Genomic DNA, 14,001 nt, shown 5'->3' on the forward strand with positions numbered 1-14,001 from the left:
TTGAGACGCCCGGCCCGATCCGTCACCCTGTCGCCACATGAACGCGCCTGTCTCCCATCCGCCCCAAATCGCCGCCTCACTCGAGGGCGCGACCCCGTTCATGGCGCAATACCTGACCGCCAAGGCGGGCCAGCCGGACGCCATCCTGTTCTTCCGCATGGGCGATTTCTACGAGCTGTTCTTCGGCGACGCCGAGGTCGCGGCCGCCGCCCTGGGCATCACCCTGACCAAGCGCGGCAAGCACCAGGGCGAGGACATTCCGATGGCCGGGGTGCCGGTCCATGCGATGGAAGGCTATCTGGCCCGGCTGATCCGCATCGGCCACAAGGTCGCCATCTGCGAACAGCTGGAAGACCCCGCCGAAGCCAAGAAGCGCGGCGGCAAGGCCGTGGTCCATCGCGGGGTGGTCCGGGTCGTCACGCCCGGAACCCTGACCGAGGACTCGCTGCTGGATGCGCGCGGCGCCAATCGCCTGGCGGCCGTCGCCCTGCGCAAGGGGCGCGCGGCGGTGGCGGTGGTCGAGCTGTCGTCCGGATCCGTGGACTGCGTCGCCTGCGCCCTGGGGGACCTGGCGGCGACGCTGGCGGCCTTCCGACCGTCGGAGGTCCTGGTCACCGACAAGATGTTCTCCGACGAGACCACGGCGGAGGCGCTGAAAGGGTCGGGCGGCGTGGTCCAGGCGCTGGCGGCCGCCATCGCCGAGCCGCAGGCGGCGCGCGCGCGCGTCGAGCGGCTGTACGGCGTCGCGGCGCTAGACGGCTTCGGCGCCTTCGAGGAGGCGGAGGTTTCGGCCCTGGGGCTGATCGCGGCCTATCTGGAGACGACCCAGGTCGGCAAGGTTCCAGCCCTTTCGCCGCCGCGCCGGCTGGGCGAAAGCGGCTTTCTGGCCATCGACCCGGCCACGCGGACCAGTCTGGAGATCGACCGGACGCAGCGGGGTGAACGCGAGGGGTCGCTTCTGGCCTGCATCGATCGCACGGTCACCTCGGGCGGCGCCCGGGCCCTGGCCGAACGGATCGCGCGACCGCTGCGCGATCCGCTGGCGATCAACGAGCAGCTGGACGCCGTGGAGTGGCTGCTGGAACGGCGCGATCTGAGGCGCGACCTGCGCGACGGGCTGAAGGCGTCGTCGGATGTGGCGCGCGCGGTCGGGCGGCTGGCCCTGGGCCGCGGCGGGCCCCGCGATCTGGCCGCGATCCGCAGCGGCCTGACCATCGCCGAGGGCATCGCCGGCCTGTTCATCGGCCAGGTCGACCCGATCACGGGCCAGCCGCGCCGCATCGCCCTGGCCCTGGACCGGCTGACGCTGTCGCCGGACGTCGCGCGGCTGATGGTCGATCTGTCCGAAGGCCTTGTCGAGGAGCCGTCGCATCTGGCGCGCGACGGGGGTTTCGTGCGCCCCGACTATCGCCCCGAACTGGACGCCGCCCGCACCCTTCGCGACGACAGCCGACGCGTGGTCGCCGACCTGGAAGCCCGCGCCGTCGCCGAATCCGGCGTGGCCTTCAAGGTCAAGCACAACGCGGTGCTGGGCTATTTCCTGGAGACCTCGGCCAAGGCGGCGGAAGGCCTGCTGCGCGCCGGTCCGGACAGCCCCTTCCTCCATCGCCAGACCCTGGCCAACCAGGTCCGCTTCACCACCGTCGAACTGTCGGAGCTGGACGCCAGGATCAGCCAGGCCGGCCATCGTGCGCTGGCCATGGAGGGTGAAATCTTCGAGGGCTGGCGGCGCGAGGTCGCGCGCCTGGCCCGGCCCCTGCAGGCGGTGGCCGAGGCGCTGGCCGAACTGGACGCCCACGCGGCCCTGGCGGAATGGGCCCAGGAAGTGGGCGCCACGCGGCCCGTGGTCGACGACAGCCTGATCTTTTCGGTCGACGCCGGGCGACATCCGGTGGTCGAGGCGGCGGTCAAGGCGGCGGGCGACCCCTACACGCCCAACAACGCCCGGCTGGACGGGTCCGGAGCCGACTGCGCGCGGCTGGCCATCGTCACGGGTCCGAACATGGCGGGCAAGTCGACCTTCCTGCGCCAGAACGCCCTGCTGGTGATCCTGGCCCAGGCCGGGGCCTTCGTGCCGGCGCGGGCGATGCGGCTGGGCGTGGTCGACCGGCTGTTCTCCAGAGTAGGCGCGGGCGACGACCTGGCGCGCGGCCGCTCCACCTTCATGATGGAGATGGTCGAGACCGCCGCCATCCTGACCCAGGCCACGCCGCAGAGCTTCGTCGTCTTGGACGAGATCGGGCGCGGCACGGCGACCTACGACGGCCTGGCGATCGCCTGGGCCACGGCCGAGGCCCTGCACGAGACCAACCGCGCCCGGACCCTGTTCGCCACCCACTATCACGAGCTGGCCCAGCTGGAGACGCGGCTGGACCACGTCTGCAACCTGTCGATGGTCGCCAAGGAATGGAACGGCGACCTGGTCTTCCTGCACGAGGCGGCGCCCGGCGCGGCCGACCGCTCCTACGGCGTGCAGGTGGCCAAGCTGGCCGGCGTGCCCGCCGCCGTCGTCGCCCGCGCCCGTTCGGTGCTGCAGCGGCTGGAGGGCGAGAAGGCCGCCGCGGCGCGCTTGGACGACCTGCCCCTGTTCGCCGTGGCCGAGCCGGAGCCCGTGCGGGGCCCCTCGCCCGCCGAGGCGGCGCTGCGGGACGTCGATCCCGACGCCCTCAGCCCGCGCGAGGCGCTGGAGGCGCTCTATCGGTTGAAGGCGCTTCAGGGCGGTTTCGGCGGTTCTTAACGTTCGTCGGGCAGGGTGGCGGCCAGCAGTATCCAGGGTCCCTCCCCCATGACGTTTCGTTCCCTGTCGCTGGCGACCAAGACCGCCCTCATGGTCGTCGTGTCCCTGGGCGTGCTGACCATTGTCCTGATCATCGCAGCCGGCTGGCTGATGACGCGCGACGCGCGCGTGGCCGCCGCCGAAAGACAGGACGCAAACATGCGCGTCGCCTGGGACGTGCTGGGCGACTACGGCTCCGAGTTCAGCGCCCGGGATGGAAGACTGTATGTCGGCACGACGCCGCTTAACGGGCTGGAGGAGCCTGTCGATCGCATCAAGACCCTGGTCGGCGGCACCGCCACCGTGTTTCAGGGCGACACCCGCGTCACCACCAACGTCAAGAAGGCCGACGGCTCGCGTGCGGTCGGCACCAAGCTGGCGGCGGGCCCGGTCCATGACGCCGTGCTGCGCGACGGCCGGTCGTATCGCGGCCAGGCGGACATTCTGGGCAAGCCCTATTTCGTCGCCTACGACCCGATCAAGGACGCCTCGGGCGCGGTGGTCGGGGTGCTGTACGTCGGCATTCCCGAGGCCGACTTCATGGCGTCGGTGAACCGGATGCTGCTGGCCCTGTTCGGCGTCGGCACGACGGTCGCCCTGATCGTGGTCGGCCTGTGCCTGCATCTGTCGCGGCGGATGTTCGCGCCGCTGGGCGAACTGCGCCAGCGGATGGAGGCCCTGCAGCAGGGTCGGCTGGACATCGCCGTGCCCTGGGCGGACCGCAGCGACGACATCGGCCAGATCGCCCGCGCCGTCGTGTCGTTCCGCGACGCCGCGACCAAGCGGTTGGAGATGGAGGCCGAGGCCGAGGCGATGCGCGAAACGGCCAAGGCCAATCGGATCGCCGCCGAGCAGGACCGTCATCGCATCGCCGAGGAGGACGCCGCCGTGGTCGCCGCCCTGGGCGAGGGTCTGGCGTCGCTGGCGCGGGGCGACCTCACGCATCGTATCGAGATCGACTTCGTGGCGCGCAGCCGCCAGCTGAAGGACGACTACAACGCCGCCGTCGACGCCCTGGGGCAGACGATGGGCGACATCGTGGACCTGGTCGAGGCGATGCGCGCGGGCACCACCGAGGTGACCACCGCCACCGACGACCTGTCGCGCCGGACCGAACGGCAGGCGGCCAGCCTGGAACAGACCGCCGCCGCCCTGGACCAGATCACCGTCACGGTCAGGAAGACCGCCGACGGCGCACGGTCGGCCGCCGCCATCACCGCCGAGGCGCGTTCCGGCGCCGAGGAGCGCGAGCGGATCATCGCCGACACCGCCGCCGCGATGCGCGACATCGAAGCCTCGTCCGGCCGCATCGGCGAGATCATCGGCGTGATCGACGAAATCGCCTTCCAGACCAACCTTCTGGCGCTGAACGCCGGGGTCGAGGCGGCGCGCGCCGGCGAGGCGGGTCGCGGCTTCGCGGTCGTGGCCTCGGAAGTGCGCGCGCTGGCCCAGCGCTCGGCCGAGGCGGCCAAGGAGATCAAGGGCCTGATCGGCGCCTCCAGCGCCAGCGTCGGCGAGGGCGCGAAACTGGTGGCCCGCACCGGCGGCGCCCTGACGGCCCTGATCGGCCAGGTGGCGCAGATCAACAGCCTGGCGGCGGAGATCGCAGCTTCGGCGCAGGAACAGGCGGTCGGCCTGGCCGAGATCAACACCGCCGTGAACCACATGGACCAGACCACACAGCAGAACGCCGCCATGGTCGAGCAGACCACCGCCGCCAATCATGCCCTGAGCCAGGAAGCCGATCGCCTGGCCGATCTGATCGCCCGCTTCCGCATCGACGCGCCGCGCGATCGGCGCAACGTCTGGGCGGCGTGACCGCCGGCTAGAAGTCCAGGTCGGCGTAGCTGGCGGCGGGCGCGACGCCGATGAAGCGGTCGGCCAGCAGCGGACGGAAACAGGGGCGCGACTTGATCTTGCTGTACCAGGTCTTCAGCGCCGGCCGTCCGGCCCAGGCCACTTCGCCGAAATAGTCCAGAACCGACAGGTGGGCGGCGGCGATCAGGTCCGCCTGGCTGAGACGACGACCGGCCAGCCAGTCGCGCGCGCCGGCGATGTCTTCCAGCAGGGCCAGATGGCTCTTGAGCGCGTCCCGACCGGCGCGCAGGGCGCGGGCCTCGGGCGGGCCAAGCTTGAGCAGCGGCTTCTCCATCCGCTCATGCAGCAGGACGGCGTCGACTTCGTCCGTGAAGCGGCTTTCGAACCAGGTCGTCAGCCGGCGCGCCTCGGCCCTTTCTGCGGCGTCGGCGGGGAGAAGCAGCGGCGACTTCTGCTGATCCTCGATCCACCCCAGAATCGCCGGGAGTTCGCACAGGATCAGGTCACGTCCCTTTTCCACGGCCTGGACGACCGGGGGCATGCCGGAGGGGTTGAGACCGCCCAGCGGGCAGTCCGGCTCCCAAGGCCGCACCGGCGTATCGAGCCAGTCGATCCGCGCCTCGCCCAGCGCCAGCCGCGCCGCGCGCGACGCCGGGTGGAAAGCGAAATGATAGAGGACGCAGGGTTCGGACATCGCCGCTAGATGCGCCGATACCCGTTAAACCCGCGTTTACCGCGTCACGACCAGGGGCCTTTCGGCCGGGCGACCTGTCCGGGCTCCTCGGCCTCGCTTGCTGCGTCGTTGCGTGCGGAGGTCGCGGCATGATCCGCCAGCGGTTCGGCATGCACCCCGCCGTGCGGTCGGGCGACGCCGCGGGGATCGGCGTGGATCAGCAGGTCCGCCGCCGGATATCGGTTGAGCACGCGGGTCTCGGCCTCGACCACGATGGCGTGGGCCGCCTCCAGCGTCAGGTTCGGATCGAGGTCCACGTGCATCTGGATCAGCATCACCTGCCCCGCCATGCGGGTGCGCAGCTGGTGGACGCCCGAGACCCTCGGATCGGCCAGCACCGCCTCGGTGATCGCCGCGCGGTCGGCCTCGGACACGGCCCGGTCCAGCAGATGATCGGCGGCGGCCCTGAGCATGCCGATCGCGCCCCAGAACAGCCAGACGGCGACGACAAGGCCCGCGGCCGCGTCTAGGCCCGGCGCCCCGAGGAAGGCGCCCGAGATCACGCCGATCAGCACCACGACATTGGCCGCCAGGTCCGCAGCATAGTGGGCGCGGTCGCCGGCCACCGCCAACGACCCGGTCTGCCTGAGCGCGCGCGTCTGCATCCACACCAGTCCGGCCGTGACGGCGATGGAGACGACGACGACGCCCGTCGCCCAGCCGCCCGCCGTGACCGGCCGCGGATCAAGAATTCGCTGCACCGCTTCCCAGCCGATGAAGACGGCCGAGGCGAAGACCAGCCCGGCCTGCACCAAGGCGGCCAGCGCCTCACCCTTGCCGTGGCCGTAGCGATGCTCCTCGTCCGGCGGGGCGGCGGCCCAGCGCACGGCGTAGAAGGTCGCCAGGGAAGCGACCAGGTCGAGGGCCGAATCCGTCAGACTGGCCAGAATGGACACCGAGCCCGAGGCCCCGAGCGCGAACGCCTTGAGCACGATCAGCAGGACCGCCGTCCCGACCGACAGGCGGGTGATCCGCCGCGTGGCCAGATGGGCGTCGTCAAGGGTGGAAGGCGTCGTCATGGTCCGACCTTCTCGCGCAATACCCGGCCGATGCCAACCGAGGCGGCGAGAACGGCGTTAGGGTTGAAGACATAAAGTCGCCTATGTCGCCGAGGCGCGCCGGGATCCGGAGGACGCCGCCCGACGCAGGATCGGGCTGCGCGGGTTTCCGGCGGGCTTCGGCGGCTGGAACGTGGCCCCGAATGATCCGCGCGCCGAGGCGCTGCTGGCCGCGACCGACCTGTCGGCCGAGCTGCGCGCGGTCCGGACCGAAGGCGAGCGGACCGCGGAACGCAAGGCGGACTTCGGCCTGGCCCTGGCCCTGGTCGCGCGCAGCCTGGACCTGGGTCCGACGGGCGCCGGCGACCTGCTGATGCTGTCCCGGCCGATCGGACTGATCGCCCATGCGCTGGATCAGGCGATCGACGGCTCGCCTATCCGGGCGCGCTTGCGCTATGTGGGGCCCGAGCCGGGCGCGCACTGACCCGGTCCAAGCGGGATTTCGATGGCGGACTGGCTGGCGGCGATCATTCTCGGTCTGGTCGAGGGACTGACCGAATTCATTCCGGTGTCCTCGACCGGGCACCTGCTGCTGCTCGGCCATTTCATGGGCTTCGAGAGTTCGGGCAAGACGTTCGAGATCGTCATCCAGCTGGGCGCCCTGCTGGCGATCGTCAGCGTCTATTTCCGGCGTCTATGGACCCTGGCGACGCGCTGGCCGTTCGACGTCGAGGCGCGGCGGTTCCTGATCGGGCTTCTGGTCGCCTTCGCGCCAGCCGTGGTCATCGGCTTCCTGGCCTACGACTTCATCAAGATGGTCCTGTTCGAGACGCCGCAGGTGGTCTGCATCGCCCTGATCGTCGGCGGGGTCGTGCTGCTGGCGCTGGACCGGATGGACAAGCGCCCGCGTTGGCTGGACGCCAGCGCCTATCCGATGCGGGTCTATTTCCTGATCGGCCTGTTCCAGTGCCTGGCCATGATCCCGGGCGTGTCGCGCTCTGGCGCCACGATCGCCGGCGGGCTGCTGCTCAAGACCGACAAGCGATCGGCGGCGGAGTTCAGCTTCTTCCTGGCGCTGCCGACCATGGGGGCCGCAGTGGCCTATGATCTGTTGAAGAACCGGGACGTCCTGGATTTCAGCGATTTCGGCCTGATCGCCATCGGCTTCGTGGTGGCCTTCCTGTCGGCGCTGGCGGTGGTGCGGCTGCTGCTCGACTTCGTGTCCCGGCGCGGGTTCGGGATTTTCGCCTGGTGGCGGATCGTGGTCGGCGTCGCGGGTCTGGCGCTTCTGCAGGCCGGTTTCTGATGACGACGCTTCTCTATGGACGGCCGCCGGCCGTCTTCGATCCGCCCGGCGATGCGATCCAGACCTCGCCGCTGATCCCCGATTCCGCCGCCCTGGAAGCGCAGACGCCGGGTTCGGCCGACGCCGTGACGATCTATGCCCCGCCGGGCGTGCTGGAGCGTCGCTATACGCTCGCTTTGGCCTTGCGCGCCCTGAAGGTGGGCGGGCGCCTGGACGTGATGGCGCCCAAGGACAAGGGCGGCTCGCGCTTGGGCAAGGAGTTGAAGGCCTTCGGCCTGGAGGTCGCCGAGACGGCCAAGGCGCACCACCGCCGATGCGTCGTGATCCGCCCCGACACGGTGCAAGGCCTCGACGCCGCCATAGCCGCAGGCGGCCCGCAGATCGTGCCGGGGCTGGACGCCTGGTCGCAGCCGGGAATCTTCGCCTGGGACCGGATCGATCCGGGCTCGGCGCTGCTGGCCGAGCACCTGCCGCCGATGAAGGGCGAGGGGGTCGATCTGGGCTGCGGCTACGGCGCCCTGGCGACGGTGGTCCTGCGCTCGTCGGAGGTGACCAAGCTGAAACTGGTCGACCTGGACCGGCGCGCCATTCAGGCCGCGCGCCGAAACATCGAGGACGCCCGCGCCAAGGTATGGTGGTCCGACGCCCGCACCCTGGACGCCGCCGGCGACAAGGATTTCGTGGTCAGCAATCCGCCGTTCCACGACGGCGGGGCCGAGGACCGCAGGCTGGGCCAGGCCTTCATTCGCAAGGCCGCGGAATTGCTGAAGAAGGGCGGCGTCGCCTGGATCGTCGCCAACCGACACCTGCCTTATGAGGCCGAACTGGACGCCGCGTTCAAGCGCGTCCGGCTGGTGGCCGAGGCCGGCGGCTACAAGCTGTTCGAGGCGGTGAAATGAAGGCGTCGACCTCTCGCATCGACCGCCTGCTAGGCTCAATGGGTTATGGCTCGCGGGCGGAGATGGCCCGCATGGCCAAGGCGGGCGGCGTCGTGCTGGACGGCGCGGACCTGACGGACGTGTCCAGACGCATTGCGGTCACGCCCGACCTGCCGTCACGCATGGAAATCGACGGCGAGCCGCTGGACCCCGTGCCGGGCCTGGTGCTGATGCTGAACAAGCCGCTGGGCATGACGTGCTCGCACAAGGAAGAAGGCGCGCTGGTCTATGACATCCTGCCCGACCGGTGGCGCAGGCGTGATCCGGCCATTTCGACCATCGGGAGGCTGGACAAGCAGACCACGGGGCTGCTGCTGCTGACCGACGACGGCGACCTGCTGCATCGGGTCATCTCGCCCAGACGTCATGTGGCCAAGGTGTATCGCGCCACGCTGGCCCGGCCCCTGGCCGGCGGAGAGGGCGTGCTGTTCGCCTCGGGCGAGCTGGTTCTCGAGGGCGAGGACAAGCCGCTGGCCCCGGCCGTGCTGGAGGTCGTGTCCCCAACCGAGGCCCTGCTGACCGTGACCGAGGGCCGCTATCACCAGGTGCGGCGCATGTTCGCGGCCGTCGGAAACCACGTCGAAGCCCTTCATCGCGAGCGGATGGGCGGGCTGATGCTGCCGCCGGACCTGGCGTCCGGCCAGTGGCGACTGCTGACGCCGGAAGAAATCGATTCGATCTTCGCGGAACCGACCGCCCCCTGACGGCATATGGCTACGCTGAAGCGGAGCGATCATGACCGGGGCCACCACCAAGAGGGATCTGCGAACGGGGCGCTCGCTCTGGGCGGACAGTTCGGGGCTGGGCGTCAGGACGCGTCCGCTGACCGAGGCGATCGCGGTCGATGTCGCCGTTGTCGGCGCCGGGATCAGCGGGGCCTTCATGGCCCACGAGCTGGCCCGCGATCATTCGGTGGCGGTGCTGGACCGGCGACCGCCGCTGATGGGCTCCACCATCGCCTCCACCGCCCTGCTGCAGTGGGAGATCGACCTGCCGCTGAACGCCCTTGCCGAACGGATCGGGACGGCGAAGGCGCGCCGGGCCTATCGTCGGTCGCGGGCGGCGGTTGAGGCGCTGGAGCGGATCGTGTCGGAGGAAGGAATTCGCTGCGGGCTCAAGCCCAAGCAGACGCTTTACCTGGCGGGCGACGAATACGGTCGAAGAGCGCTGGAGGCCGAGGCCGACGCCCGGGCGGCGATAGGACTGGAAAGCCGCTTTGTCCCGCCCGCGGAGCTGCGCGAACGCTTCAACATGGCGCGCACCGGCGCCATCCTTTCGCAAGGATCGGCCAGCGGCGATCCGGCCCGTCTGGCGGCAGGGCTGTTGCGGCGCGCGGGCGAAAGCGGCGCGACCATCTATTCTCCGGTCGAGGTGCTGGATGCCGTCGATGATCCCGAAGGCGTCACCCTGCTGACCGACGCGGGCCACGCCGTTCGGGCCCGGACGGTCGTCTTCTGCTGCGGCTATGAGTTTCCAAAGGGCGTGCCGACGCCCGGGGCCAAGGTGATCTCGACCTGGGCGATGGCGTCCAAGCCCCGGATGCGATGCCCGGCGTGGCTGCGCGACACCCTGGTCTGGGAGGCGTCCGATCCGTATCTGTATTTTCGCATGGGCGGCGACGGCCGGCTGATCGTCGGCGGCGAGGACGAGCCCTCGGCGACCGCGCACGAAGACAAGGCAAAGCTGAAACGCAAGTGCGAGACGATCACGCGCAAGCTGCGCCGACTGTTGCCCGACGCGGACTTCGAAGTCGATTACGCCTGGGCGGGCGCGTTCGGCGAAAGCGAGACAGGCCTGCCGCAGATCGGACCCGTCGAGGGGATGAAGCACGTCCACGCCGTCATGGGTTTCGGCGGTAACGGCATCACCTATTCGGTGATCGCCTCCGAAGTGGTCGGGCGAGCGGTGCGAGGCGAAGCCGATCCCGATGCGGATTTGTATCGGCCCTGATGAATTTCGGACGACCGACGACTATCTTGACGGCTGTGTCCCGCTGCGCCTTCGCCAAAACCCTGATTAACGACCCTGCGACGGCGGCGGGGCGGATGGACGGCGACGGGGTTGCGGCATGACGGCGATCAAGATCTGCGGCCTAACGACGCCGGAAACGCTGAACGCCGCCTTGGAGGCGGGGGCGGATTTCGTCGGGGCTGTGGTCTTCCCCAAAAGCCCGCGGCACATGGCGCCGGACCAGGCCGCCAAGCTGTTCGAACAGGCGCGTGGACGGGCCAAAATCGTGGCGGTGACCGTCGATGCGGACGACGCCCTGCTTGATCAGATCGCGCGGACGCTGCGTCCCGACTTCATCCAGTTGCATGGGTCCGAAACGCCCGCGCGGGCCGAGCGGGTGCGCGCCGTGACGGGAGCGGGCGTGATCAAGGCCCTGCCGATCCGGCATGGAGACGACTTCGCCGGCGCCGATGAATGGGACTATCACGCCGATCACCTGATGTTCGACGCCAAGCCGCCCGAGGGGTCTGTGCTGCCTGGCGGCGTCGGGCACAGCTTCGACTGGACCCTGCTGGCCGATCGGGCGTTTCGCCATCCGTGGTTCCTGGCGGGCGGCCTGGATCCCGACAATGTCGGCGAGGCGCTCATGATCTCGGGCGCGCCGATGGTGGACGTGTCCTCTGGCGTGGAAAGCGCACCGGGTGTTAAGGACGCCGGCCGGATCGCGGCCTTCATCCAAACCGCGCGCCGGACGTAATTACGCCGCCTCCCCGGGATTTCATCCGCTGCGTGAAAGCTGAAGCCGTGAACGCCATCCTGCCCAACACCTACGCCTGGCCCGACGCTCAGGGGCGGTTCGGCCCCTATGGCGGGCGGTTCGTCGCCGAGACCCTGATGCCGCTCATCCACGAGCTGGATGCGGCCTACGCCGCGGCCAAGGCGGACCCGACGTTCCAGGCTGAGCTGGACGGCTTTCTGACCCACTATGTCGGCCGCGAAAGTCCGCTGTATTTCGCCGAGCGCCTGACCGAGCATTTCGGCGGGGCGAACATCTGGCTGAAGCGCGAGGACCTGAACCATACGGGCGCGCACAAGATCAACAACTGCATCGGCCAGATCCTGCTGGCGCGGCGCATGGGCAAGACCCGGATCATCGCCGAGACGGGCGCCGGTCAGCACGGCGTGGCGTCGGCCACCGTCGCCGCCCGCTTCGGCCTGCCCTGCACCGTCTATATGGGGGCGGTGGACGTGGAGCGGCAGCAACCCAACGTCTTCCGCATGCGTCTGCTGGGAACCGAGGTCTTTCCCGTCACCGCTGGCGCTGCGACCCTGAAGGACGCGATGAACGAGGCGATGCGCGACTGGGTGACCAATGTCGCCGACACCTATTACATCATCGGCACGGCGGCCGGCCCCGCGCCCTATCCGGCCATGGTGCGCGACTTCCAGTCGGTGATCGGCAAGGAGATCAAGACCCAGTCGCAGGCCCAGATGGGCAAGCTGCCCGAGGCCGTCGTCGCCTGCATCGGCGGGGGATCGAACGCCATCGGCGCCTTCCACCCCTTCATCGAGGACGAGGGCGTGCGCCTGATCGGGGTCGAGGCGGCGGGCTACGGCCTGGATACGCCGGACCACGCGGCCAGCCTGAAGGGCGGGCGTCCCGGCGTTCTGCATGGCAACCGCACCTATCTGCTGCAGGACGAGGACGGCAACATCGTCGAAGGGCATTCGATCTCGGCCGGTCTGGACTATCCGGGCATCGGGCCCGAGCACGCCTGGCTGCACGACATCGGCCGGGCCGAGTATCGTTCGGCGACCGACGCCGAGGCGCTGGAGGCCTTCCAGCTGTGCTCCAAGCTGGAGGGGATCATCCCCGCGCTGGAGCCGGCCCATGCGCTTGCGCGCACCGGCGAAGTAGCGCGCGAAGTCGGCAAGGGCGGCGACGTCGTCCTGCTGATGTCGGGACGTGGCGACAAGGACATCTTCCAGGTCGCCAGACATCTGGGAGTGGAACTGTGATCCGTAGCCTGCTGGCGGCGACCGCCGTGATGAGCCTGTTCGCCGCCGCCGTTCAGGCGCAGACGCCTGCCCCCGCCGCTCAACAGGGCGGCCCGGCCGATGTCGGCCTGTTGCCGGGCGCGCAGCTGTCGCCGGATTGCGGCGGGCTGAACAATCTGACGGGACGGGCCTATTGCGTGACCGCGCAACTGGGCCAGATCGGCGCCCTGGCCGACGCCTATATCGCCGATCTGGAAGCCAAGAACTGGCTGGCGGCGGGCGGCGATGACAACCGCGTGGTGTTCGTCAAGCGCCGCGAGGCCGGCGGCTGCGACGGCATGCAGATGGTCGCCTTCTACGACACGACAAAGACCGCCGTCGCCGAACTGCCCGCCTATCTGGGCTTCGCCACCATCCCCGGCGACGTGTGCGCGGCCGCTGCTGCGACCCCGCCTGCCTCATGAGCGCTTCAGCCGCCATAGCTCGGGCGGCGATCATGATGGCGGGCGTGCCGAGACTGTGAAATTCATCCCGGTGTGCTACGCGCCGACGAAATCGGCACAGTAGGCTGGCCACAAGACGCTACGACTATCGGACACTACCCCGTTCGGGGCTGGCTTTGACGCCAAGGAGACACATGACTACCGCTCGCATCGACGCGCGCTTTGCGGCGCTGAAGGCCGAGGGCCGCGCGGCCTTCATTCCCTATGTCATGGGGGGCGATCCGTCGCGCGAGGAGGCGCTGGAGATCCTGAAGGGCCTGCCCGCCGCCGGGGCCGACATCATCGAACTGGGCTTTCCGTTTTCGGATCCCATGGCCGAGGGCCCGCCGATCCAGAAGGCGGCGATCCGCGGGCTGAAGGCCGGCTTCGGGCTGTCCTCGACCATGGAGATGGCCAAGGAATTCCGCAAAGGCGACGACGCCACGCCCATCGTGCTGATGGGGTATCTGAACCCGATCGAGAGCCTGGGCTATGACGCCTTCGCCGCCTATGCGGCCGAGTGCGGCATCGACGGGCTGATCGTGGTGGACTGCCCGCCGGAAGAGGCCGGGCCTCTGATCGAGGCGCTGGACAAGGTGTCGATCTCGCTGATCCGCCTGGCGACGCCGACCTCGGACGACGCGCGCCTGAAGCTGGTGGTCCAGGGCACGTCGGGCTTCGTCTACTATGTGTCGGTCGCGGGGGTAACGGGGGTCAAGGAGGCCGAGGCGGTCTCGGTGGCCCCGGCGGTGGAGCGGGTGCGAAAGGCCTCCGGCCTGCCGGTCGCAGTCGGGTTCGGGGTGAAGACGCCGGAACGGGCGGCCGAGATCGCCCGCGTGGCGGACGCCGTCGTGGTCGGATCGGCCCTGGTGGACGAGGTCGCCGCCGCGCTGGCCGCGAACGAACCCGCCGCACCGCGCGTTCTGGCCAGGGTCAAGGCGCTGGGCGATGCGGTTCGATCGGTCGTCAGTAGTGCTTCCGCAGCGGAAACCGTCTAAGAGC

At 69.8% G+C, this 14,001-nt stretch carries 13 protein-coding genes; 11 read left to right on the top strand and 2 right to left on the bottom strand.

Translation table 11 applies throughout. The annotated features are described in order from the left end of the window. Positions 1 to 37: 37 nt before the first annotated feature. Both mutS and ACE3PU_RS03865 read left to right on the top strand, forming a co-directional pair. On the top strand, positions 38 to 2,737 hold the full coding sequence (mutS, locus tag ACE3PU_RS03860; protein WP_374386831.1) for a DNA mismatch repair protein MutS: 2,700 nt from the start codon (positions 38 to 40) through the stop codon (positions 2,735 to 2,737). Positions 2,738 to 2,785: 48 nt separating this feature from the next. After that, on the top strand, positions 2,786 to 4,594 hold the full coding sequence (locus tag ACE3PU_RS03865) for a methyl-accepting chemotaxis protein (RefSeq protein ID WP_374386834.1): 1,809 nt from the start codon (positions 2,786 to 2,788) through the stop codon (positions 4,592 to 4,594). Between the two features lie 7 nt (positions 4,595 to 4,601). On the opposite strand, the gene ACE3PU_RS03870 is transcribed toward ACE3PU_RS03865, so the two are convergent. Together ACE3PU_RS03870 and ACE3PU_RS03875 are read right to left on the bottom strand one after the other, a co-directional pair. Then, entirely contained in the window at positions 4,602 to 5,288 is a 687-nt protein-coding gene (locus ACE3PU_RS03870; protein WP_374386836.1) for a glutathione S-transferase family protein, read from the bottom strand. Between the two features lie 44 nt (positions 5,289 to 5,332). Beyond that, a complete protein-coding gene (locus ACE3PU_RS03875) occupies positions 5,333 to 6,346 on the bottom strand; it encodes a cation diffusion facilitator family transporter (protein ID WP_374386838.1) in 1,014 nt (337 codons plus the stop codon). Positions 6,347 to 6,518: 172 nt separating this feature from the next. On the opposite strand from ACE3PU_RS03875, the gene ACE3PU_RS03880 reads away from it, so the two are divergent. From ACE3PU_RS03880 to trpA, 9 genes are all read left to right on the top strand, one after another. Beyond that, positions 6,519 to 6,809: a hypothetical protein gene (locus ACE3PU_RS03880; protein ID WP_374386840.1), complete on the top strand. Its 291-nt coding sequence runs from the start codon at positions 6,519 to 6,521 to the stop codon at positions 6,807 to 6,809. 21 nt (positions 6,810 to 6,830) lie between these two features. Then, a complete protein-coding gene (locus tag ACE3PU_RS03885; protein ID WP_374386842.1) occupies positions 6,831 to 7,631 on the top strand; it encodes an undecaprenyl-diphosphate phosphatase in 801 nt (266 codons plus the stop codon). Beyond that, positions 7,631 to 8,530: a class I SAM-dependent methyltransferase gene (locus ACE3PU_RS03890; protein WP_374386844.1), complete on the top strand. Its 900-nt coding sequence runs from the start codon at positions 7,631 to 7,633 to the stop codon at positions 8,528 to 8,530. The genes ACE3PU_RS03885 and ACE3PU_RS03890 overlap by 1 nt, the downstream gene beginning before the upstream one ends. Then, complete coding sequence (locus ACE3PU_RS03895; protein WP_374386846.1) at positions 8,527 to 9,273, top strand: pseudouridine synthase; 747 nt, start codon at positions 8,527 to 8,529, stop codon at positions 9,271 to 9,273. Before ACE3PU_RS03890 ends, ACE3PU_RS03895 begins: the two co-directional genes overlap by 4 nt. A 31-nt stretch (positions 9,274 to 9,304) precedes the next feature. Then, positions 9,305 to 10,519, top strand: coding sequence for an NAD(P)/FAD-dependent oxidoreductase (locus ACE3PU_RS03900; RefSeq protein WP_374386848.1), 1,215 nt, complete (start codon positions 9,305 to 9,307; stop codon positions 10,517 to 10,519). 118 nt (positions 10,520 to 10,637) lie between these two features. Further along, the gene (locus ACE3PU_RS03905; protein ID WP_374386850.1) at positions 10,638 to 11,276 is read left to right on the top strand and encodes a phosphoribosylanthranilate isomerase; all 639 of its coding nucleotides are present in this window, start codon (positions 10,638 to 10,640) and stop codon (positions 11,274 to 11,276) included. 47 nt (positions 11,277 to 11,323) lie between these two features. Then, positions 11,324 to 12,538 (top strand): tryptophan synthase subunit beta, encoded by a 1,215-nt coding sequence (trpB, locus tag ACE3PU_RS03910; protein WP_374386961.1) that lies wholly within the window; start codon positions 11,324 to 11,326, stop codon positions 12,536 to 12,538. Beyond that, positions 12,535 to 12,981 (top strand): hypothetical protein, encoded by a 447-nt coding sequence (locus ACE3PU_RS03915; RefSeq protein ID WP_374386852.1) that lies wholly within the window; start codon positions 12,535 to 12,537, stop codon positions 12,979 to 12,981. The genes trpB and ACE3PU_RS03915 overlap by 4 nt, the downstream gene beginning before the upstream one ends. Before the next feature lie 173 nt (positions 12,982 to 13,154). Further along, entirely contained in the window at positions 13,155 to 13,997 is an 843-nt protein-coding gene (gene trpA, locus ACE3PU_RS03920; protein WP_374386854.1) for a tryptophan synthase subunit alpha, read from the top strand. Positions 13,998 to 14,001 lie beyond the last annotated feature (4 nt).

The sequence above is a fragment of the Brevundimonas sp. genome (genome assembly GCF_041911375.1).
Classification (GTDB): domain Bacteria; phylum Pseudomonadota; class Alphaproteobacteria; order Caulobacterales; family Caulobacteraceae; genus Brevundimonas.